The organism is Clostridium sardiniense, from assembly GCF_016907995.1.
GTDB lineage: Bacteria > Bacillota > Clostridia > Clostridiales > Clostridiaceae > Clostridium > Clostridium sardiniense.
Map to the genome: position 1 here is coordinate 52,361 of NZ_JAFBDA010000016.1, position 23,638 is coordinate 75,998.

Below are 23,638 nucleotides of genomic sequence, written 5' to 3' on the forward strand. Positions count from 1 at the left end.
TTAATCACTTCCCTTCTTAACTATTTTTTTAATATTTTCATATTCTTCAAGGCTATTTATATCCTCTAAATAATCTTTAATTTCTTTTAACGTTGATTTAGATGTTAACTCGTTTAACTCTTCTTCCTTAAACATAGTGTTATACTTTATATATATTTCGCTACGTATATCATCTGTGATTTCTTCTTTTAACTCATTTTTTTCTTTTTGCATTTTTTCTACTTTTTGTCTTGCTATATTGTATCTCATTTCTTCTAATACTCGCTTTTCTAAAAGCTCGTCCATCTTTACTGCCATTAAATCTGCTATTTCATCTGTAAAATCTGCTTTTACATTCTCTAAATCTACATCCTTATGAGTGTTTTTTACAAGTACATATCGCATTGAAGGTTTTCCCTTGAAAGTATCTTGTAAATATTCATATCTAAATTTCATTTTAGTTTTTTCAGTATTATATATTGGATATGCTTTAATTGGCTTTCCATTTAAGTCTTTACGGTGCATTTGTCTAATTACAATATTTTCTCCAATTTCTAAAGCCATTAAATCATCATATTTTATTACTCTTTCCTTATCTAAGCTTTCAGTTATTTGCTTATTGAGTTCTAACACTTTTCCATTACGTGAATTTATAATCATTGTCTTATCACCAATTTGCTCTGATACCTCATTCGCCGTCTTACTATTTGTAGTTTTTAGATATATTGTAATACCACAAACATCTAATATAGTTTGATAACTCTCTCCATAAGAGTCTTTTAACTGTTGATATGATTGTATAACCATAAGGAATGATATTCCCTTACCTAAGCAAACAGATAATTTACTAGCGAAATCTTCAATTGGAACCATTGAACCTAATTCATCTAATAAAAACTTAACATCTCTATCACATCTACCATTTTCCTTTTGCTCTAATCTTTTTGATAAAACTCTGTAAAGTTGACTTATAAAAACAGTTCCTAAAATATGATTTGATTTATCACTATCTGGAATAGTTAAAAATACAGCAGTAGGATTACTATTCTTATCATCTGCAACCTCATAAATCACCTCATAAGTTCCAGAATCCCCCCAATAAACTCTCATTGAATTAACCTCAACCTTTTCACTGATATTATTATTTTTCAAATCACTTGCTAATACATTCTCAAGTAACATTTCATCAGTTAATATTTGATTTTTATAAATAATAATTTCATCTTTAATATTGTGTAATTCAACTTTGTTTTCAGTTTTTTCAAAATTATTTATATCTGATTTTTTACTTAAAATTGATTTAAAATACTCGTCATTATCACCTTTGTATTCTTCATCTAAAATTGTTACCTTTACCTTTTTAGTTGCTCTTTTATAAAAGCCTATTTCCTCTAAATCTATATCATTTTCGGCAGTAAACTTTGCAACCTTTTCGTAAGTATAAACTTGAAGTTTTTGAACTGCAGTAAACATTACACTTGCTCTTGTTCTTCCACTAGTAAATTTAACTGTATTATATTGCAACTTTGCTATTGATTTTTTAGATAAACTATCAAAATACAAGTCTAATGCAGTTCCTACTACAGTTTCATCACTTCCAAGTTCTGATAACATACAAGCTAAAGAATATAAGTTAACTTTACTTTCTTCACCCTCCCAATATTTCAATTCTTCCTCTGAAAAACTTTTCTTTTCTTCATCAGTTTTTATACATTTCTCACATAAAGCTAATATTAAAGCACTAGCAACGTCCATACTTGCGTTATCCCAAATCGGATCAGTAGATTTAGAATTATAATAAATTGAATGTACAAACGTCCTACATCTTAATTGAGCTTCTCCAAAATCTCCTTCCTTATAAGCTTCCTTAATTATTTCAAGTGGATTATATCCATCTGAATTATCCATTTCCATTAAATTAATAACTTTTACCTCATATCCTCTTTCTTCTAAAAGTTTCTTACTTAAACCACAAAGTTCACCTTTAACATCATTTATGATAATACTTGCTTTTTCTTCTGCCCTTGAAAGTATATCTATATAAACTAAAATAATCCCTTCACCCTTACCACTTCGTGATGTACCGATTAATATAGCGTGAATATCACTAGAATCTATATATATTAAATCTCCTACTCTTGATACTGGAATACCACCTTTTCCTTTAAAGAACTTATCCTTTTCAGGAATACTCGGATATTGCTCTTTTATTTCTTCTAATGTTGCTAATCTCATATCTCCCTTTTGACCTTTTTCTAACTCTCCAAAACTCGCTTTAATTGTAAATCTAATTTTTATATATAAAATCCCAACAACTATATAAGATATTAGATATAACCAAGAGTATTTAATAAATCTCGGAATTAAATATTCTAAAAAGAAATGTTTTTCATTTTTCAGAACACTTGATAACCCCAAACTCAAAAAATTACTTATTAAAGTAACTATTATTGTTGTAATAACAAATATACCTATTCCAATCCACTTTAATGTAATATTATCTGCTAATAATTTAGCTATTTTTAACTGCCTTATACTTTTATCATTATCATTTAATTCTTCAATTTTCCCTTTGTACTTTTCACTATATTTTCTAAATTTCTTTTCTAAATTTTTAAAATCTCTTTTAATTTCATTTTTTATATCCATTAAATCACCTATCTAAGAAAAGGAGCATTAAAGCTCCCTTTATTAAAATTTAACCATTGTTTGTATCCATTCACTTAATTTAAATGCACCTAAAACTAAAACAAGACCAAATACACCTCTAAGTAAATCCCCTTTAGCTTCACTAAAATGTTGTTTTTCTCCAAAACACTTATATCCTGCTTTAACTAAACAATATACAAATGCTATTCCGCCTCCTAATTGTGCCGCCGTTAAAATTGCCTTTCCAATTCCTATTAAACTTTCCATATAAACTGTTCCTCCTAAAATTGTAATTTTTATTCTCCTAATTCTTTTGATGTTACAAGTGAATTTATTAATAATTCCACATTTTCATCTATTACTTTTTGATACTGTTTTTCTTGCCACTCATCAAAATTAATTCCTTTATTTTCTAATATTTGTTTAGCAAGTTTTTGTTTGTTTTTTTCTTCTTTTACTTTCTTTTGAGCCATATTCTCACCCCCTTTCAAGTATTTTGGGTATAAAAAAGAACTTAATTTTTTAATTAAGTCCTTAAATTTCCAATTACTAATTTTTTATTTTTTTGATATAATACTCTAATAACTAATGCTTATATATTACACTTACATATAATATTTATAAGCATCTAAAAAGCGACTAATCTAGTCGCTTTTTATTTATTAATCTCTTTATTAACAGATGAGTTTTAATATAAATTTTTTATCAATCCATTACTTTTCTTATCATCACTAATATTATTAGAATTTTTAGAACTAAAAAAGAGGTATAAACCTCTTTATATCTATGTTGTAGTTACCCCATTACCCAAATAACCTATTCCTAGTTTTTTCTTTACCTTTTGCATTATTGATTTTTTTTTTGACTTCCTTAGACTTATCCTTTCTAGTTTGTCTAGGAATTATCTTATCATCACTATTTACTTTTTTCTCATCTTTAGTCTTAAACACTTTCACATCGTCAATTTTATCTTTCTTTAACTTTTTAGGTTGTTGTTCTTTTCTTTGATTTTCTATTACTTCCTCAATCTTTTCTAATACATCATTTTTTATATCAATTTTACTTTCTTCTATTGTTATTTCATTTATTTTATCATCACTATTAAGTGTACTTGCTAGATTTTCACTATAACTTAGAAGTTTCCTAGCTTCTTTTACAGTTTTTATTCCAGCTTCATCTAAGACCTTTCCTAGTCTTATTAATTGTTTCTTTTTAGTTTCTGATAAATTAACTACCTTAACCTTTTCCTTTTCTTTTTTAGCTTCTTCTATTTTTTTCTTTTGTTGTAATAACATTTCTATTTGTCTATCTATTTTTTCTAACCTTTTTTCAATTTTATACATTTGATATTCCCCTTTCAATTTCCCATATTATTACATTTCTATATTAATTGTCATTTTCCTTCTTTTCCCATTTTTTTATTTACCAAACTCCTCGAGAAATAAATATTAGATTTTTAGGTATGTATTCTTTCCATACATCTTTTAATACTTTGCTTATCTTTTTTTCTTCTTTCACTGCAAATATACAACATCTATTTAATATATTATTTTTCACACCATGACTTCTATCTCTGATAAAGAATGTTTTACATAAATCATTCTCACCTTTTGGTAATAGCTCTGTTTTTATTAAAGCTGAAAACGGTATTTTACTATTATACTCATCTTCTCCTATATGAATATCTACAATATCACTTAAAATACACTTACTTCCCTTAATCATTCCAAATGATTTATTAATATTAAATCTTATTTTTTCTATCACTTTTCTTTTTGTATATCCATTCTGACATATAATAGCTCCACTTATTATGTGATAATCCTTTTCTAAATCTGATACCTTATCAATAATAGCCTTTTTATTGATAAAATCCTCATATTCTCTGTAATCTATAATCCTTCTTTGCTTTTCAATATCCATAAATAAATATTGTCCTTTAACTTCATTTTTACACTTTAAGTTCATACTCTATCACCTTTTTTTCTAACTAAATTTTCTACTTTTTTATCTGAAATACTCACTACCTTCAATAATGAAAATGTAACAATATAAATTAAAATAATTCCAAAAATAATCACTATTTACACCACCTAAAAAACAATTTATAATACTCATAAGCGTCGTTAACTAATTATAGAAATCAAAAGAAAAAGAACTATGAAGTAAAACCTCATAGTTCTTTTTCTTTATGCTACTTTTTTATTAGATTCTCTTAACTCATTTAAAAATTCATTTCTTTTATTTAGAGCAAGTTTCATTGATAAATCGATTTTCTTTTTTTCTACATACTTTTTCTTATTACTACGCATTTTCAGTCCAGCCCTTAAGCAGACTATCGTAGTTCCTATAATAGCTATTACCACTTTTTCACCGCCTCACATAATTTATTATATAGAAAATCACTGTATCTTTAAAATGATGATGTAATTAACATGATTTTATTTTCTATAATAATTCTCTAAAAAAACATTTTTTAACTAGACACTTTATTAAGTGCCTAGTTTTTTTGTTTGTAATCCACTTATCCCAGGGGTTTTCCCTTCTAAAATTAATAGTATGAAAAATAAAGCCTATTTAAATAAGCTTTACTTTTCATACTATTAATTTTTTGTTATAATAACTATAAAATTTCTCGATTTATTAATATTAAAAAATAACTGAGTAATCACCCTTTACTCAGTTATTTTTTTCCATCTGCCAGTTCATCTAATGAAACATTTAATACCTCAGCTATTTTATATACAGTATCTATCCTTGGATTTTTAGTATTATTATTTTCAATATTGAATATTACCGATGAACCAACTCCAACTAAAATTGAAAGTTTTCTTAAACTAATACTCTGTTCTTTTCTTAATCTTATTATATTTTATTCTAATATATTTCTGTCTAAATTATAAAATAATATCTCTCATCTAATTCAAGATATTTTTACCTCTAGTTACACCTATTAATAACTCATATTCATTTTCTTTTGGATTTTTTTAATACTCTATCAACTTTAGTATTACATTTACTACATACAACTTGCTTTCCTATGCAAATATTAATATCATTTTTATATTCAAAATTTTTATCATAATAGACAAACTTTCTATGTTTACAATTGCAATTTCCTATAACTTCAACTAATATTCTATATGAAGTATTATTATGTTCATTTACACGTATAACTTCTTTATTTCTCATAATAAAATTCCTTTCTAAAATAATAATTAATTTGGAGGTCTTATAAATGTTTTCTGAAATCCGAAAAATACAAAATCAAGAAAAACCTAAATCCATGCAAAATGAATTAAAATCTTTTTATTTAAATCCAAATAACAAAAATTCCTATTTATAAAAACACGTAGTTACTTTTATATATTATTTTTATTTAATCAATATTTTATCTTTGAAATTCCAACTAAAAATATAAAAATTAAAGGTATACTAAAAAATAACATTTCTCTAAAGGATAACGAGCTTGGTTTAATATCCTCATATTCAGATTGTACAAAGGAAACCCTTTCTCCAGTAACAACTAGCCTATGAGTATTTATTCCATAAGGCGTACAAGTTATTAGAGATACTAAATCTAGTCCTTTTTCAGTTCTTATGGAATTTATATCTTCTGGAAGAATTACCTTTATATCAGAAACCTTATAAGCTAGAGTTTTATCTAAAACCCTTATAAAAAATAAATCTCCTTTATCTAACTCATCTAAACGAGTAAATAACTTAGCGCTAGGTAATCCCCTATGAGCAGTTAAAACACTTCTAGTATTCGCTCCGCCTATCGGTAAGCTACTTCCAAATACATGACCAACACCAACTGATAATACTTCATCAGAAGTACCATGATATATAGGGAGATTTACATTTATTTTAGGTATTTCTATACTTCCCATTACTCCATTACCCATATTTAATATATTGTTATAGCTATCTTCATTTAAAATACTATTTGCATTATCATTTTTATTAATATTAGGAGTTTGAACGGAGTACAATGCTCCATTGTACTCCACTCCTTTTTTATACTCATTTTCTAAATCATTTGTTTCTTTATTACAAACACTTTCACTATAAGTTTCAATAATATTCTTCTGATAATATCCTTCTATTAAGTTACTTATTATAGGATAAGAACAAATTAACAACCCAATAATAAATAATCCCTTAACTAATAGCTTTTTTTCAGTCATAATTAATCCCTTATTTTTTCTTATTTTTCTTTAACAACACCATTGAACCAGTCATTAAACTTAAACCTATACCTACTAAGTATAAAGTAGCACTAGAACCCGTTGCAGGTAGTTTATTTAGAACTCTATTTACAACTGTTACATTCAAAGAACCTTTGTTAACATCAGTATCTAAATTTAAAGTATCTTCACTAAAAATACCACCCCAAAAGCCTTTAACTTTTGCAGTGGCATCTAATTTAACTAAAGTTTTATCAGTTGCACCATCACCCTTAATATAAGAGTTTCTATCATTTGTAAATGTAGGTACAATACTTATTTCTATTGGATCAAGTAAAGGTCTATAACCATTTGGAGCTTGAGTTTCTTTTAAGTAATACGTTCCTTGGTCTAAACCAATAATATTAAACACTCCGTCTGCATTAGAAACCATTTCAACTGCTCCTGCTGGAACTCCACTCGTAGCACTATCTCTATTTATTACAATATATCCATTAGCACCCTTTTTAACGTAAACTTCATTTTTACACTCTTTATCAGAATATAATCTAAACTTAGCATTTTCTAGCTTCACATCATTATCATTAACTTTTAAGCCATTAACCTTATATGTGAAACACACTACAGTGTCCCAAGGAGTTTCCCCAATAGAACCATTCCCATCACCATCGGGATTATTTGAAAATTCTAACTTAACATCGTTCTCAAAACCTGGTCTACCAGTATCATTACCTGCCTTATCATTTAAAGTAGCATTATAAGATAAAGTAACTTTTTGACCATATACATTTTCATTTAAGCTATTTTTTTGATTGAATTCTCTATCTACAATAGCTTTTAGGTCTTTAATTTCAACTTTAAATGTTTCTCCATTACTTGGATTTTCTATAACATTGAATTCACTATTTTTAACTGTATAAGATTTTCCACTTTCATCTGAAATATTAATAGAAACAGAATCTTTATGGAATGTTAGAGCTTCGTCCACCTTATCTCTCCATGCATAATAATAAGTGTTATAGCCATTCATATTAGGTACGTTAGACTCAAACTTATAAGGCACCGTTTGACCTATCTCATAATCGGCTATATCATTCCACCCATTATTACCAACAGAGTTTATATTATCATCTTCTTTTATTTTCTTAATTACAGTTGGAAAATCTGATTTAACTTGCATAGTAACATTAGGCTTAGCCGTGTTTACCATGCATAAAGAACTAGCTGAATGAGTTCCTGCAACTGCTGACACTTCATCAACTATATAGTAACCAAATTCTAGTCCAGTAAGTTGTATACTATTATCTTTCCTAACTTCTGTAACATCAACAACATCTGATTTAATTCCTAACTTAACAATTTCATTTCTTAAATCTTCTACAAAGTACCTAAAGTCACTATATCTCCCCTCTAAGTTTTGGTTAGTCTGAGTTCCTTCAACCTTATTATTATTTAGAGATTGAATATAATCTATTATTTCATACTCTGTAACATCATTAGAATTTTTGTTTAATCTTTCACCTATAACATTTTTTAAAGCTTGTGAATACTCTGGATTTACTGTGTAATTAATAGATTCTCCACCAGTTGAGTTTTGAGCATTAAATAACTTATAAACATTAAATTTCTTGCCTAGTAAAACTTGATTTGAATTGTTACCATTTATAGTTATACTAGCTTTTCCATTACCAAAATCAGCTATACCATTTGGTGTAGCTTTTGTAGTAAACTCAAATGTCACTTGTCTCTTTATATTATCAGCATGAGCTATTGTTGGTAAAAAATTTGTTGCTATAACTCCTGCTACTAAAAAACTCGTTGCTATTCCTCTTAAATACTTATGTCTTGTCATAATTTTAAATTCCCCCTGTTTTCTTCTTATCTATTTTTTTTATTAATAAAAAAGATACACCTATTAAACTAATTCCAACTACTATCAAAGGTATCATAGCCTTAGACCCAGTAGCTGGCAGTTTCATAGATGTATAATTTACTACTTGTATACTTATTACTCTATCTTTCATATTTCCTTCTACGTGAATATAACCACTTGTTGAATTTTGATTGTATTCTTTACCATCTATAGTGGTAATAAATTCTCCAGTAACCCAGTTATTTTTATTAACTACTACCTCATAAACATGTGGTTTACCATTAGAATCCACAGGTATTCTATATCCTACTGGAGCTTTAGTTTCTTTTAGATAATACTTAACACCAACCTTTAAGTTATCAAATGATAACTCTCCGTTGCTATTTGAAATAGCCTTACCTATTTCATTTTTACAATCTTTATCAGAATATAAAGTAAACTCTGCTCCTTCTAAAGTGGTATTTTTTTCATTTACCTTAATCACTTTAATTTTAAAAGGATTTTCTTTAAATTTATTTGTCATTTCTAATTTTACTACTTGTCCATTTTCAACTATCTCAAAGTCCATAGGCTCTGTATTTAAGATATATCCATCTAATGTTTTAACTTCTGTTAATCTAAATTTTCCTTTATGAAGTCCACTTAATATTACCTTACCTTCTTCATTTGTCTTTAGATTGAACTCCTTATCCTTATCAAATCCATCTAATCCGATTACCTTAAACTCAACATCTTTCATTGGTTTTTTTGTATCTTCATCTAACTTTAGTAGTTCCATTGAACCAACTAACTTTTCATTTTCAACAGTAAAGCTATACTCTTTACTTTCGGTTATATTAACCTTAATAGGTGTATTGTCTATTACATAACCATCTAACCCTTTAACCTCAACAAAACTATAACTACCAATTGGTAATTCTTTTGTTTTAGCATTTCCATTTTCATCAGTAACAATAGTTTCTAAAATATTATTTTTATCATCTAATACGTTAAATTCAACTCCTGCAAGACCTTCTTTTGATTCCTTATCTATCTTATGAATTGAGATTGAACCCTTAATTAACCTATTAACTGCATTTATTGTTACAGTTTGCATATTTTCAGTTATAGTTGCAAAGTATTTCTTGCCATTTAAAATATATCCATTAGGAGCTTTAGTTTCTTGTGCGTAGTATTCTCCATATGGTAGTAACTTTGTTATAGCTTCACCATTTTTATCTGTTATAACATGATCCACTACCTTATCAGTTGTTTTGTCCTTTATATCGAACTCTGCACCCTCAAGTAGCTTATCTCCATTTTCTTCATCTACTTTGATAATCTTTAATCTTCCCTTGATAATATTATTAACTATATTAATAGTATTTGTACTACCTGCATTTACTTTGATTTTAGTATCTTTAGTTTTTATAATGTGTCCAATTGGTGCTTTATCTTCTCTAAGAATATATTCACCAACATTCAACTTTTCAAATTTCAACTTACCATTATCTCCAGTTATTTGTGTTCTGTACTTAGTAACACCATCAACATTATAGATACTAAAAGTTGCTCCTTTAAGTAACTTACCTTCATCATTTTTCTTAACAACTTCAAAATCTCCAGTTGGTCTTAATCTTGCAGTTATATAATCCTTATCCCACTCATTAACCTTAGCTGGAATAATCTTAGCAACTTTCTGATATCCTGTTTGAATTGGTATAAATTCTATAGCCTTATTATCTACAAAATCACCTTTCAATCTTATTTTAATATCAGTATTAGTCGCATTAGCTTTTGGAACTCTCAAATAAAACTTTTTATCATTTTTAGTTAAACTAGTTACAACTTTTCCTGCTCCATTTACAATTTGTGTTCCTTTTGGTGCATTTTTAATATCCATACTGTAGCTTGTTAAATTACCTTTTATAGATACGTTAATCCAATTAGTCTCATAATAACCATTACTATAAAGTTTAAAGTCATTCATTCTAGGACTTGCAGTAATGCTTAAATCACTTGCTCTATCTACATTTCTATGCTTTTTTGCTTCATTTGATAAATTTATTATCTTATTTCTAAGTCCTATATCACCTATAGCATTCTTTATCCAATTACATTGACCAAGGTAATAATGAATTGCTCCTTGCCTTACATAATAATCTTTTTTCCAATCTCCCGTATTAGGTTGAGATTTAATAATATAAGCTATTCCATTATCAAGATTTCCACCCGAGTTATACGTAACCCCATTTGGTGTAGCTTTTTTATGCTCTAAGCAATAAGCTAAAGACCCATCACTAAATTTTTTAGCTGGAAACATAAACTTATTTCCGTTAGTATCCCAAATATACCCCAGTGGTGAAGATATTTGATTTACCTTTAATGTCTGCTTTGTCGATTTAACTATTTCTGTTGCATTAGCTACAATTGGCGTTGTTAACATAAGTAACAATGCAGTTGCTATTATTCTTTTACCATAATGACTTATATGATTTTTTATCTTTTTTAAAATCACATTCATTCCCTCCTTAAATTTTTTCATTTTATACACTAAAAACCTCCTTGATGGAGGACTCCTTATTTTTTTAAACATATTAATTTCTCCTTCTACAAAAAAGAACTTTGTATATCTACAAAGCTCTTTTTCTTTACTTATAAGTTAAATTTCTCTTTAAATTCTTTAAACTTAATACTTCCCAATTCTTCACGAATAGCACACCTATAAAGTTGATATTCTATCTTATCTTTTGCATTTTCTTTTTCTAATTTAACTACTCTATTTTTCAACTTATTCATCAACTCTATATTTTCACTATTTTTTATCTTAGAAGTTTCTCTATACAAACTTCTTATTAATGAGTTTTTAAGTATATCAACATCTTCTACTACTTGCTTTTTAGCTTTTTTTACTAATTCTAAGTAACTTCCACTCCATATATAAACTCCTATATATTTAGGAATTTTATCTTTCACATCTTCAAGAAGTTCTATCGGCATAACATAGTAATTGAAATGTCCTACAAAATTATGTCCATGCTTACTTAAAAAAATCCTCTTTACTAATCTTTATCTCAAAACATCTAAAAATCTCCTTACTGTCCATAGTCATAAAATCTACTCTTTTGTTTCCACTCCAACCAATGGTTACTTCTAAACACCCAAACAAATTAATAGTCTCTTTTTGAAGTGATTTTTCTATTTCTTTAGTCAACTCATTTTTCATACTATATCTGCCCTTCCCATTCAAACAACTTCTATAATTTAATTTCAAGCAAATAAAATGACTTAGAGTAAATTTTACTCTAAGTCATTTTGTAAAAAATATATTTTAAAAGAATTTTTATTTACGCCTTGAAAGATTTTACTACTTAGATTTCATAAATAATAATTCTTAGAAACGGCTTGTCTTACCAATCATCACCAAATTGTGCTACCACATAATAAACACCATCACTATCTTTATAAACTGCAACTCCACCTTCAACCATATCTTTATCTAACATATTTTTCTTATGCCCTGCCGAATTAGCCCATGCATTTATATAAGAACTAGCTGAACTACCACCACCTACATAACTTATTTGATAATATCCATGACCTGCATTTCTATTTTTTGCATTACTTTCTGCTTGTGATTTAGCACCACTTGCACAAGAACTTGAATGCTTCAACGCTTTAACACCATGACTTGTTCTATAATTATTAAGTGCATTAAATGTTTGTTGTGATAATGAACTCATATATTGCCATGTTCTCTGTGGTTTTGATGGCTTTTCAACTGGCTTCGATGGTTTATTATTTGTATTAGGTTTATTTACATTACCACTTGGTTTACTCGGTTTATTAGGTTTACTTGGTTTTGAAGTTGATGTATTCCCATTACCACTTGGCTTACTTGAGCTAGATATATTTGGTTTTGATTGACCACCATTACTTGATGAACTTGAAGTCCCGCTTGGTTTACCAGTTTGCTTATTACTTCCATTCCCTCCAGTGTTTGAACTTGCTTGATTATTTCCTTTTGAAGAACTACTATTGCCTGCACTAGCTACTCCATTACCATTATTTGATTTTTCATCTGTTTTCTCATTATTATTTTCTTGTGAATTTTCAGTTGTATTATTATTAGTCTTATCTTCCGATTTATTTTCTTGACTATCTACTTGTCCACTTTCTTCATTGTCTTTTTTACCATCTATATTCTCATCTGCCTTATCTGATGTTCCTTCGGCAGTTTCTTCCTGCTTTAACAAAGTGTCACTTTCCTTATTTTCTGCAACTTGCAAAGGTTTATTTGTATATCTATATATACTATATCCCCCACCAATTAATATAATAACTGCTAATGCTACACCAATAATTCCTACACCCTTTTTATTTGCCTTTATCCAATTTAAAAACTTCTCTTTATTCATATATGTACCCTCTCCTTCCCAATTAAATCTAAACTTATGTTTAATGCTTTATTAAGCTTTTCTAGTTCATGATTCTTTAATTCACCAATTTTATTACTTAGCCTACGTTTCGATACAGTTCTAACTTGTTCAGCCATTACCATAAATTCTACATTTTCTTTAGATATAAAAAAATGTGTTGGTAAATTAACCTTTTTACATTTTGATGTTCCAAGTGCAACTATAGTTGTTGGACTGAATTTATTTCCTATGTCATTTTGAATTATAACTACTGGTCTTGTCCCATCTTGTTCCGACCCTATCGAGTTATCTATATTACACCAAAAAACGTCTCCCCTTTTACACCTCACAAAATCACCTCACAATAGGAATATATCTTCTAGGTAAATCTAAAGGTCTAGTATTTTCATCATATTTATAGTGTAATACACCATTCTTTGTAGTTCTATAAGCACTTTTACAATTAATTACTAACTGCTCTGTGTTCATTGATTTTTTTAATCTATTGTCAATCTCTCTTTTAGCACATCTTCTTATATGTCTATTTAATTTTTCAATTTCAAATCTATGTTTTTTTCTTTTTTCATGTAACGCTTTTATTTTAGCAAAATCTTCTCTAGTCCTAATATTTCTCTTAATATAGTTCTTTACAGTATGTACACTTATCTCTAATTCTTCTGAAATCTCCGACGGGACAAATCCCGCTTCGTATAAAGATAAAATGAACTTTTTAATTTTTTCTTTATCCAAAAACATTCCCCCATTCTAAAAAAAGTATATAATTATGACTATGTAGTTTGAATGAGGGGTCATTTCTTTAAAATGTATATTTATTCAAACTAAATTCATAAATAAAGTATAAAATTACAGAACTGTGACTATGTAGTCTGGTTGAGGGGTCATTTTCCTTCCCTCAATCAATTCACAAAGTCAAAAATTTAAATTTTATGAAATCGGTTGAAAAAACTAAATTTAATTAAATTTTCCAACTACGTTAAATTAAGAATATCAAAAAAAAATACTATAGTCAACAATAAATTGACTTTTGGATGTTTATTTTGTTGACTTAAAAAGGAGGACATATGCATTACTTAAATGACTTTGGAGAAAAACTAAAATTTTTACGTAAATCAAATAATTTAACTCAACAGGAATTAGCAAATAAATTGAATGTAACTAAACAAACTATATCATTTTATGAATTAGGAAAAAGAGAGCCTTCATTAGGTTTTATTATAGATATATCAAAATATTTTAATTGTTCTATAGATGAACTATTATCTATAAAATATCCTGAAAATTTATCTAAATTAAATACTATAAATGATTTATTAGAATTTAATATAAATATATTTTCTATAAATGAATTAAGTTTAAAACTAAAAAACAAAAAATTACAATTAGAAAAATTTCAAATAGAAATTCCTAAAAAAGTTAATGAAATAAATTCACTAATTAAATTTTTAGACACAATTTCTAAAGAAAATTCTGATTTAAAAAATACTAAAACCGATACTGAATTTTCAAGTGAATTATTAATAGATTTAAAAAATTTATCTGATGAAAAAACATCAAAAGAAAAAAATATAGATGATTATACTAAGAAAAAGAAATCTGTTAAAATACCAGTATATGATTTACCTATTTCAGCAGGAAGTCCAAAATACAGTGAAGAACCAGTAATTGATGAATTAAGAACTTTAGAATTAAAAAAACCATTAACAGAAAACAACTTAGAAGATTTTTATATATTAAAAGTCAGTGGAGATAGTATGAACAATATAGTTGATAATGGAGAAGAAGTTTTAATACAAGGAACTCATTGTGTAAAAAATGGAGAAATTGCAGTAGTGACTTTATTAAAAGATAGTCATAGTACCATTAAATATTATTATAGACATGGTAATGAAATTATATTAAAACCTAATAGCTCTAATCCCCAAAATCATACTCAAAGATATAATTTGAACGAAGAAGAAATATTAGTACAAGGAAGGTACATAGGAAAAGTAAAAAATTATTTGATACAAAGTAAAAGAGATTAACGTATTTGTTAATCTTTTTCTTTAACAAGTCAATGTAATATTTTTACAAATAAATTTATATAAAAATATCTGAAAATTTTTCAATTTTATCTTGCTAGTCCACCTTTTTGTTTTTAATATATCTATTTGGCTCAGAATCACCCTTATTTGCCTTTCAAAATAGTTTTTGGTATAAATAGATATTATCAGACAAAAATCCCTTAAAATCGATTTTAGGCACTATAAATTTAACTTCTAAGTTTATATTTAGATATTATTCCATAAAACAACAGCTAATTTCCATATATTTGATATTATTTTCTTTTATATAAATTATCTATATTGTTGTTGTTTATATATTGTTTAATATGTTTATATTGTTTAATATGTTTAGGACACCCTCTAAGCCCAGTATTTTCAAGGCTTAAAAAATTTAAATAATACATTTTGCTACTCAAATAATACATTTTGCTACTCAAATAATACATTTTGCTACTCAAATAATACATTTTGCTACCTTAAATAATACATTTTGCTACCTTAAATAATACTAGTTCATAAAGTTGTATTGGTATTATTTGAATGATATAATATATTTAGGAGGTATAAATTATGGAAAAAAATAATTTAGTTTCTAAATCAAATGATTTAATAAATCAAAAATACGATTTATCTCTTAATGAACAAAAAATTATATTAACATTAGCAAGTATGGTTCAACCAAATGATAATAATTTTAAAATTTATAAAATGGAGATAAAAGATTTAGCTGATTTATTTGAAATAAAAGATAAAAGTATATATAGAAAAATACGAGAAATAATTAAAAATTTAAAAAATAAAGGTTTTACAATAGAACGAGAAAATGGGAATATATTGGATATAAACTGGCTTTCTAGTGCTGAATATTTTACTGGAAAAGGATATGTTGAATTAGAATTAAGTAGTAAATTAAGACCATATCTATTACAACTAAAAAAAATATATACTAGTTATAAATTAGAAAATATATTATCTTTAAAAAGTAAATATAGTATAAGAATCTATGAAATATTAAAGAGTAATGAATTTAAAAAAGAAATAATAATAGATTTATTAGAAATAAAAGATAAACTTTGTGTTAATGAAAAGAGTTATGATATATATCAAAATTTTAAAAATAGAGTAATAATAAAATCACAAAAAGAATTGAAAGAAAAAACTGATATAGAATTTGAGTTTGAAGAAATAAAAACAGGAAGAAAAGTAACTGCTCTTAAATTTTACATAAAAGAAAATGAGAAAAATAAAAGTAAAAATAATTTTGAAAAAATAGAAAAAATTAAAGATAAAAAAGAAAAAGATATGATTCAAAATGAAGAAGAAAAAGATATGAAAATAGATATGTTTGAAGATAAAAATATTAAATATTTATATGAGTTATTTGAAGAAAAAATAAGTAAAAAAAATATAGAAAAAATATTAGAAAATGCAGAAAATGATATAGAAAAAGTAGAAAGAATTTATAATTATTCTAAAACACAGAATATAGAAAATTTAGTTGGATTTATGATTAAAATGGTTAAGGGAGATAATTTCATAGAACCAATAGAAGATAAAAAACAAATATCTTTTAATGATTTTCCTCAAAGGAAATATGATTTTGATAAGTTAGAAGATAAACTATTAAGACATTATCAAGATGAAAATATTCAAATAGAAGATGATTTAAAAGATAATGATAATGAATTAGAAGTAAATGATATAGATCAGGAAGAAGAAATTATATATCGTTCAGAAATAGATACAGTAAAGATGTTTTTAGAAGAACAATTAAAAGGAATTTTTGGAGAAGTAAAATATAAAACATGGTTAAAGTATGGGGTGGATAATCTAGATATAGATGATAAAAATATAGTAAACTTTTATTTTACAAATTCATTTGCATTAAATATGTTTGAAAGAGATTATAAGGATGTTTTACTAGAGCTTATAAGTAGCATTGAACCGTTACTAAAATTAAATACAATTGTAAAAATGGATTAGATTAATCTAATCCATTTTTTGTATAAAAAATTTAATTACAAACTGGTTTTAAGTTTACAGTAATATAAAATATTACAAAATATTATAAAGTAATAATTTTATTATTAGAATTAGTATTATAAAATATTACAAAATAATATAACTTTGCTATTTTGTAATATTTTATAATACTTTGTAATACTTAAGTTTATATAATTATACTATAAAGTAATACTTAGTAATAAAATGGTTGATTTTACTAATAGAAAGTATTATAATATAATAGAAAGTAATATTAGGAGGTTTTGAAATGGTAACAGGAATAGATTTAGGAAATGCAAATGTAAAAACAAGTAGAGGAATTATATTTGAAAGTAAAATTAAATCAGGAATAACAAAAATGAATGAAAAAGATATAAAAGTTATCTATGAAGGTGTTGAATATACAGTTGGTTCATATGATGGAGCCTTAAATATAAGTAAGCGTAAATACTTTAAAAATGCTTATAAGATAAATTTATTAACTGCAATAGCAAAAAGTTGTAAAGCTAATAATATAACAACTAATATTGTTGTTGGTGTTCCAGTTGAATCATTTAATGATAAGAAATTAACAGAAGAAATTAAAAGTCATATAGAAGATTTTGGACTACAAAAAATTATTGTAAATGATGTTGAAAATTTAATTAATATAGAAAATGTCGAAGTATTTTGTGAATCAGCTATTGTATTCTCTGATAGAGAAAGATTTAAAAATAAGAAAACATTAGTAATTGATTTTGGTGGAGGCACAATAGATATTAGTTTTTGGGATGGGTTAAACTTAACTAAGGCTAGAACATATAAAGAGGGGATGATTACTTTATATGAAAATATTATTAAACAAGTAAACAACAAGTATTCAACTAATTTAAATTCAAATATATCAGTTGATATGATAGATAAAAAAACTTTTAAAATAAATCAAGAAGATAAAGAAATAAGTTTTATAAATCCAATTGTAGAAACTTATGTTGATGGATTAACTTCATATATAAATCAATATTTTGATGTTGAAAGTGCTGACAGTATACAATTAATAGGTGGTGGAGCTATTCAACTTGAAGATAGAATAAAAACAGAGTATGAAAAAGCTGAATTATATCCAAATGCTGAATTTGCTAATGCAAATAATTATGAAAAGGTAGGCGAATTGATTTGGATTTAACTTTTTTAGATAAAATTGAAATTGAAGAAGAACAAAAAGGAAAAGAAGAAACGGTAAAATCAATAAGATTTTCAAAAGATGAATATTACATGCTTAAATATTGTAAATTTCTAAATAAAAAATTTTCTACATTTATAAAAGAGTTAATAAATGAGAGTATTGTTGAATTAAAAAATGAGAGAATTATAGAAAAGGATTTAGATGGTATAAAGGAACAATTAAAAAATGAGATTAAGCAAGAATTACTAAAAGAATTAAGTGTAAATAATGAAGACGAAATAGCAATTGAAAAAGAAATAGATAATAAAAAGCTTGAAGCTCAAAAGGATATATTTAATTTTATGAATAACAAAAAATGAGTAAAAAAAACTAGATAATTTTAATAATTAAATATTGATAAGTATACCAATAATAAAAGAACTAGCTTAGGATAGTTCTTTTTTATTGTATTTAGAATATCACCTTTTACGCGGGTTGTTCTAAATACTGTGAGTAGAAAATAAAAGACCTCCATTGTAAATATCATATAGTTTTTGATCCAAAATACAGTATATAAATAATTTATTGAAAGATTAAGGGGGTATTGGAAGAATTTTAAGAGAATTATGTGAGTATGAAAAAGGAGAAATAATTGAAGCAAATGCATGTAGGTTTGAAAAAGACTTCCAATGTATTGTAAATAATATTTTAAAATAAGAGAAATATTAGAATTAATAATTTAAACTGAAAAGATATTATAGATACAAAAATTTATTAGAAAAAAATGAGTTGAAGGTTTTAACATCTTCAACTCATTTCAAGAAATTTATCATAAAAACTATTATATAATTTTAAATAAAGTATATATTGTCTTTTTGAATAATACAATACAAATATTGATTATAGGATATAATTAATATAAAGAATAAATAATTGAGGGGTGTTATATATGGTAATTAGAACATTATTAAATCCACAAATAGATTTTATATTTAAGAAAATATTCGGAACAGAAAAAAATAAACCAATACTTATAGATTTCTTAAATGCAGTAATAAAGCCAATAAGTCCAATAAAAGAAGTTGAAATAAAAAATAATGATATAGATAAAGAATTTATAGAAGATAAATTTAGTAGATTAGATATAAAGGCAATAACAAATAATAAAGAGCATATAAACATAGAGATACAAGTTAAGAATGAATATAATATGATACAAAGGACTTTATATTATTGGAGTAAGATGTATTCAGAGCAAATACAAAATAGAGAAAACTATAATAAGTTAGAAAGAACAGTATGTATAAATATATTAAACTTTAAGTATTTAGATAATGACAGATATCATAATGCATATAGGTTAAAAGAAATAACGACAAATGAAGAATTAACAGATATAGAAGAAATACATTTTATAGAGTTACCTAAGTTCAATGAAATAGGAAATAAAAAGAATGTAGATGATATAGAAAAAATAGACGCCTTAGAAAAATGGCTAGAGTTCTTAAAAGAACCCGAAAGCAATGTTGTAAGACAATTGGAACTAAACGATGAAGGAATAAGATTAGCCAAAACTGAGTTATATAGATTAAGCATGGATAGTAAAGAAAGAGAAAGATATAACATGAGAGAAAAAGCTATATATGATGAAATATCAGCTTTAGAAAATGCGGAGCGAAAAGGATTAGAGCAAGGATTAGAGCAAGGAGAGAAAAATAAAAGTATTGAAGTAGCAAAAAAAGCGTTAAATAATGGATTAGATATAAAAACTGTAGCTATAATAACAGGGTTAAGTGAAAGTGAGGTTGAAGAATTAAAAAATAATTATCCTAACTAAATGGAATTAATAATAAAAGAGTTCTAAAGATTTTCTTTAGAACTCTTTTAAATTATTAAAGTATAGTTATATAATAACTTAAATATTGAAGTAAGATATTAAATATTTAAGTTATTATATAATTCATTTATATGATCTTGTTCTATGCCTAAATATCTCCTAGTTATGGATAGACTACTATGATTTAAGGTTTCCATTATAAGAGCAGGGTTAAAGCCACTTTTCCAAGCAAAATATCCCCAAGTTTTTCTTAATGAATGTGTACCTATTTTTTCATTAATTCCAACTATTTTTGCAGATTTATTTAGAACGTTATAAGCTTGTTGTCTTGAAATTGATTTATTTCCAGCTTCTCTACTCTTAAAAATATAGTTGTTTATATTAAATATATCTATAGAATTCTTTAAATCTATAATAGCTTCTCTTGCTATAGAATTAAGTTTGATTTTTCTATATTTCCCTGTCTTTCCTTCGTATAATTCTATATCTTGAAATTCATTTGAATTTCTAGTTAATACATCACACCATTTAAAACTTAACAGGTCACTAATCCTCAAACCAACATTAATACCAACGACAAATAAGGTGTAATATTCGATATTATACTTTTTTAAATATTTTTTTAAAGCCTTTATTTTAGTTTTGTTTCTTATGGGTTCTACAATATTCATAATTTATAAAAATCTCCTTTAGTATTAAATTTCATAATATATATATAATACACATAAAAAATATATTCGTAAAAAAAACAGGTAAATACATTAAAAGTGTTAAAAAAATATAAAAAAACATTATTGTTTGTCTATATTTCGTATTAATTTTTTAAAATGTTTAAAAAGTTATTATTAATAGAATATTGCTTTTCAAAATTATATAATTTTTTGTATTATATAATTTTGAAAAAATATTTCATATCTATAAAGTTTTTAAAAGTATTTTATATTTTACATAAATATAAAAGGAATGCTAATAAAAGAATAGAATAATTTAAAAATAGTATAAAATGATAAAGGAGGGTTCGTATGATAACTGGTGTTAAGGTATCGGTAGAAAGAAAGGATTTAAAAACTGTTGAAATTAATTTACAACCTTGGCAGGCATATGCTATATCTGAACTGCTCGGCATGAAAATATTATTAAATTCAACTAATGAAGAATTACAATGAAACAATTGGTGTGAACTCAAGGCTTCAATTAGCTGAGACAGAAAAGATTCTTAGAGATAAAATAAATAAAAAACATTTGGAAAATGGAGTTACATTAATAGATCCAGCATCAACTTATATTGGAATAGATGTAGAAATAGGAAAAGATACTATAGTTTATCCTGGTGTAATACTAGAAGGTAATGAATATAAAATAACTATGGACGAAGAAGATATTGTTAATACGATAATTAATAAAATAGGAAATTAAGGTAAATAAAAAGAGTTCTAAAGAAAAACTTTAGAACTCTTTTTTTATGAGAAAATTACACAACACAATAAAAAGTAGGTTAAATATATTTTAAAAGAAAGATTTAGAAAAAACAAATAAAAACTAAATAATTAACAATTTAACATTTGAATTTTACTAAGAGTTTTTTATATATAGGTTATCTTAAGAAAATTTAGGTGCTGTAAATCTAGCCTTTTCAACATTACTTTTATCTTTTATAACTATGTCAACTGAATAGTCATCATTGCTATATTCCTTTGGAACTATAACCTGTAATGCTGATTTAGGTGCTGCACCTTCAAATACTCCATCTGCAAAAGTTGCTACCTTTCCAGTATGAACAACTTGTCCAGCTTTATTTTTAACTTCAAACACATTATTTTGAGAATCACTCATATTAAAATCTTTAACCTTCACAACAACATCTAAAACATATTGATCTGCATTAGTTTTATAATATGAACGTATATTAAATCCTGAATCGTTTAGTGTGTTAGTTAATACAATATTTCTATCTTTCTTAACAATAAATTGAATTACACTATTTCCATATTCAATCTTAGGTAAATCTTGTATATAGTAATACTTTGATTGCCAACCTAAGTCAGTTCCAGGTTTTATTGCTGGAGGTACATTAGGTGGAGTAGGTACTACTTTTCCGCCACCACCACCGCCAGATGGTTTAGCTGTCTTAAAATCATAGTTTGTAACAGTTCCTTTATAATTAACTTCTATTTCAACTTTAGCATTTTCAATACTTCCAATATCTGATATATCTTTTGTAGTTAAAACTGATTGGAAGCCTGAATAGCCATTATTATACCAGTTAGTATTTACAATATCTTTTTTAAGCTTTACAGTTCCATCTTTATCTTTAATAACTAAAGCTTTTCTTACAGTATTATCATAGTTTTCATTTCCTAAAGTTTCACCTTCAAGAATAATTCCATATGATTTAAAGTATGCTAATTTACTTGTTGCCTCATTTTCTTGAGCTACAGCCTCAACTGTTACAGTTATTGATTTAGTTACTTTTCCTCCTTGACTATCTGTTACTTCATACTTAACTGTATAAGTACCAGCTTTACTTGTATCTACTGTATTTTCAATTACTTTAATATCTTTAGTAATATTTCCATCTTCTTTATCATTAGCAGTTACTCCATCTAATGGATTAAACTTATCTCCAACTTTTAATTTCTTGTTTTCAGCTGTTATTACTGGAGGAGTATTTGCTTTTAATGATAAAGTCATTTTGTTATTCACATTATTAACAATAGAATCTTTTCCATTTATATTTACACCTAATTCAAAATGAATTTCCTTAGCTTTAGTAGTCTTTGGAACTATTACTATAGCGGTTTTGTCTACTATAGAAACATATTTAAAATCAGAATCCCCTTCAATCTTGTAAGCTATTTTAGTTGCTGAATTAGCATTTTGAACATCGATATTGAATTTATAATTTTTGTTAGTTTCTTCCTTTGCTACATTATAATCAATAGTTAATAATGTTTCTATCGGACTATGTTTTTCAACTGTTAATGTTCCATCTCCTAATTGTCCATAAGCATTATGTCCCCACGTATATAGATTTCCTTCACTATCTATCGCACTTCCATTAACATATCCCATAGAACTAGCTATAATTTTTGTATTTTCTCCGATTTCTCCTTTTCCATTTATTTTTGTTGGAGTATTTCTATCAGTTCCAGTTCCATCTCCTAATTGTCCCCAGACATTCCCCCCCACGTATATAGATTTCCTTCACTATCTATCGCACTTCCATTATTATCTCCCATAGAACTAGCTATAATTTTTGTATTTTCTCCGATTTCTCCCTTTCCATTTATTTTTACTGGACTATTTCTACCAGTTCTAGTTCCATCTCCTAATTGTCCCTTACCATTTTTTCCCCACGTATATAGATTTCCTTCACTATCTATCGCACTTCCGTTATTACCGCTCATAGAACTAGCTATAATTTTTGTATTTTCTCCGATTTCTCCTTTTCCATTTATTTTTGTTGGAGTATTTCTATCAGTTCCAGTTCCATCTCCTA

General features: G+C 26.0%; 24 protein-coding genes and 2 pseudogenes. 7 read left to right on the forward strand and 19 right to left on the reverse strand.

Going from position 1 to position 23,638, the window contains the following annotated elements:
• The 16 genes from JOC62_RS13065 to JOC62_RS13135 form a co-directional block, all read right to left on the reverse strand.
• Positions 1-2,628: a VirD4-like conjugal transfer protein, CD1115 family gene (locus JOC62_RS13065; RefSeq protein WP_207758194.1), complete on the reverse strand. Its 2,628-nt coding sequence runs from the start codon at positions 2,626-2,628 to the stop codon at positions 1-3.
• 42 nt (positions 2,629-2,670) lie between these two features.
• Positions 2,671-2,895 (reverse strand): hypothetical protein, encoded by a 225-nt coding sequence (locus JOC62_RS13070; RefSeq protein WP_204595723.1) that lies wholly within the window; start codon positions 2,893-2,895, stop codon positions 2,671-2,673.
• A gap of 29 nt (positions 2,896-2,924) precedes the next feature.
• Positions 2,925-3,101 carry a hypothetical protein gene (locus JOC62_RS13075; protein ID WP_204595724.1) on the reverse strand — a complete coding sequence of 59 codons (177 nt, stop codon included), beginning with the start codon at positions 3,099-3,101 and terminating at the stop codon, positions 2,925-2,927.
• Between the two features lie 330 nt (positions 3,102-3,431).
• Positions 3,432-3,971: a hypothetical protein gene (locus JOC62_RS13080; RefSeq protein ID WP_204595725.1), complete on the reverse strand. Its 540-nt coding sequence runs from the start codon at positions 3,969-3,971 to the stop codon at positions 3,432-3,434.
• 79 nt (positions 3,972-4,050) lie between these two features.
• Positions 4,051-4,596, reverse strand: coding sequence for a hypothetical protein (locus tag JOC62_RS13085; protein WP_204595726.1), 546 nt, complete (start codon positions 4,594-4,596; stop codon positions 4,051-4,053).
• Between the two features lie 221 nt (positions 4,597-4,817).
• Positions 4,818-4,940: a hypothetical protein gene (locus tag JOC62_RS19375; RefSeq protein ID WP_279381520.1), complete on the reverse strand. Its 123-nt coding sequence runs from the start codon at positions 4,938-4,940 to the stop codon at positions 4,818-4,820.
• 371 nt (positions 4,941-5,311) lie between these two features.
• Positions 5,312-5,497 (reverse strand): helix-turn-helix domain-containing protein, encoded by a 186-nt coding sequence (locus JOC62_RS19480; RefSeq protein WP_204595744.1) that lies wholly within the window; start codon positions 5,495-5,497, stop codon positions 5,312-5,314.
• 98 nt (positions 5,498-5,595) lie between these two features.
• The gene (locus JOC62_RS13095; protein ID WP_204595727.1) at positions 5,596-5,820 is read right to left on the reverse strand and encodes a hypothetical protein; all 225 of its coding nucleotides are present in this window, start codon (positions 5,818-5,820) and stop codon (positions 5,596-5,598) included.
• Between the two features lie 191 nt (positions 5,821-6,011).
• Positions 6,012-6,818, reverse strand: a complete 807-nt coding sequence (locus tag JOC62_RS13100; RefSeq protein WP_207758195.1) for a class C sortase — start codon at positions 6,816-6,818, stop codon at positions 6,012-6,014.
• A gap of 10 nt (positions 6,819-6,828) precedes the next feature.
• Positions 6,829-8,670, reverse strand: a complete 1,842-nt coding sequence (locus JOC62_RS13105) for an isopeptide-forming domain-containing fimbrial protein (RefSeq protein WP_204595728.1) — start codon at positions 8,668-8,670, stop codon at positions 6,829-6,831.
• A 4-nt stretch (positions 8,671-8,674) separates the two neighbouring features.
• Positions 8,675-11,188: a SpaA isopeptide-forming pilin-related protein gene (locus JOC62_RS13110; RefSeq protein ID WP_204595729.1), complete on the reverse strand. Its 2,514-nt coding sequence runs from the start codon at positions 11,186-11,188 to the stop codon at positions 8,675-8,677.
• 137 nt (positions 11,189-11,325) lie between these two features.
• Entirely contained in the window at positions 11,326-11,670 is a 345-nt protein-coding gene (locus tag JOC62_RS13115; RefSeq protein WP_204595730.1) for a hypothetical protein, read from the reverse strand.
• 40 nt (positions 11,671-11,710) lie between these two features.
• Positions 11,711-11,896, reverse strand: a complete 186-nt coding sequence (locus JOC62_RS13120) for a hypothetical protein (RefSeq protein ID WP_204595731.1) — start codon at positions 11,894-11,896, stop codon at positions 11,711-11,713.
• A 184-nt stretch (positions 11,897-12,080) separates the two neighbouring features.
• Positions 12,081-13,088 (reverse strand): CAP domain-containing protein, encoded by a 1,008-nt coding sequence (locus JOC62_RS13125; RefSeq protein ID WP_204595732.1) that lies wholly within the window; start codon positions 13,086-13,088, stop codon positions 12,081-12,083.
• Positions 13,085-13,438 (reverse strand): type II toxin-antitoxin system PemK/MazF family toxin, encoded by a 354-nt coding sequence (locus JOC62_RS13130; RefSeq protein ID WP_204595733.1) that lies wholly within the window; start codon positions 13,436-13,438, stop codon positions 13,085-13,087. The genes JOC62_RS13125 and JOC62_RS13130 overlap by 4 nt, the downstream gene beginning before the upstream one ends.
• Before the next feature lie 4 nt (positions 13,439-13,442).
• The gene (locus tag JOC62_RS13135) at positions 13,443-13,838 is read right to left on the reverse strand and encodes a helix-turn-helix domain-containing protein (RefSeq protein ID WP_204595734.1); all 396 of its coding nucleotides are present in this window, start codon (positions 13,836-13,838) and stop codon (positions 13,443-13,445) included.
• 332 nt (positions 13,839-14,170) lie between these two features.
• Between JOC62_RS13135 and JOC62_RS13140 the strand changes: the two genes are divergently transcribed.
• The 5 genes from JOC62_RS13140 (at position 14,171) to JOC62_RS13160 (ending at position 20,139) form a co-directional block, all read left to right on the forward strand.
• Positions 14,171-15,133: a helix-turn-helix domain-containing protein gene (locus tag JOC62_RS13140; RefSeq protein WP_204595735.1), complete on the forward strand. Its 963-nt coding sequence runs from the start codon at positions 14,171-14,173 to the stop codon at positions 15,131-15,133.
• 591 nt (positions 15,134-15,724) lie between these two features.
• Positions 15,725-17,137 (forward strand): replication initiation protein, encoded by a 1,413-nt coding sequence (locus JOC62_RS13145; RefSeq protein ID WP_204595736.1) that lies wholly within the window; start codon positions 15,725-15,727, stop codon positions 17,135-17,137.
• 289 nt (positions 17,138-17,426) lie between these two features.
• The gene (locus JOC62_RS13150; RefSeq protein ID WP_204595737.1) at positions 17,427-18,323 is read left to right on the forward strand and encodes a ParM/StbA family protein; all 897 of its coding nucleotides are present in this window, start codon (positions 17,427-17,429) and stop codon (positions 18,321-18,323) included.
• Positions 18,314-18,682: a hypothetical protein gene (locus tag JOC62_RS13155; protein ID WP_204595738.1), complete on the forward strand. Its 369-nt coding sequence runs from the start codon at positions 18,314-18,316 to the stop codon at positions 18,680-18,682. The genes JOC62_RS13150 and JOC62_RS13155 overlap by 10 nt, the downstream gene beginning before the upstream one ends.
• A 569-nt stretch (positions 18,683-19,251) precedes the next feature.
• Positions 19,252-20,139, forward strand: coding sequence for an Rpn family recombination-promoting nuclease/putative transposase (locus tag JOC62_RS13160; protein WP_204595739.1), 888 nt, complete (start codon positions 19,252-19,254; stop codon positions 20,137-20,139).
• A 98-nt stretch (positions 20,140-20,237) separates the two neighbouring features.
• Here the strand turns inward: JOC62_RS13160 and JOC62_RS13165 are convergent, their stop codons facing one another.
• The gene (locus JOC62_RS13165; RefSeq protein ID WP_204595740.1) at positions 20,238-20,810 is read right to left on the reverse strand and encodes a tyrosine-type recombinase/integrase; all 573 of its coding nucleotides are present in this window, start codon (positions 20,808-20,810) and stop codon (positions 20,238-20,240) included.
• Positions 20,811-21,161: 351 nt separating this feature from the next.
• Between JOC62_RS13165 and JOC62_RS13170 the strand changes: the two genes are divergently transcribed.
• Positions 21,162-21,305: a hypothetical protein gene (locus JOC62_RS13170; protein WP_204595741.1), complete on the forward strand. Its 144-nt coding sequence runs from the start codon at positions 21,162-21,164 to the stop codon at positions 21,303-21,305.
• Positions 21,298-21,489: pseudogene (gene glmU / locus JOC62_RS13175) on the forward strand (bifunctional UDP-N-acetylglucosamine diphosphorylase/glucosamine-1-phosphate N-acetyltransferase GlmU); the annotation flags it as partial. The gene JOC62_RS13170 and the pseudogene glmU, both read left to right, overlap by 8 nt.
• 249 nt (positions 21,490-21,738) lie before the next feature.
• Here glmU and JOC62_RS13180 read toward each other — a convergent pair.
• Together JOC62_RS13180 and JOC62_RS13185 are read right to left on the reverse strand one after the other, a co-directional pair.
• The gene (locus JOC62_RS13180) at positions 21,739-23,328 is read right to left on the reverse strand and encodes an immunoglobulin-like domain-containing protein (RefSeq protein ID WP_341534810.1); all 1,590 of its coding nucleotides are present in this window, start codon (positions 23,326-23,328) and stop codon (positions 21,739-21,741) included.
• Positions 23,301-23,638 (reverse strand): annotated as a pseudogene (locus tag JOC62_RS13185) (hypothetical protein); the annotation flags it as partial. The gene JOC62_RS13180 and the pseudogene JOC62_RS13185, both read right to left, overlap by 28 nt.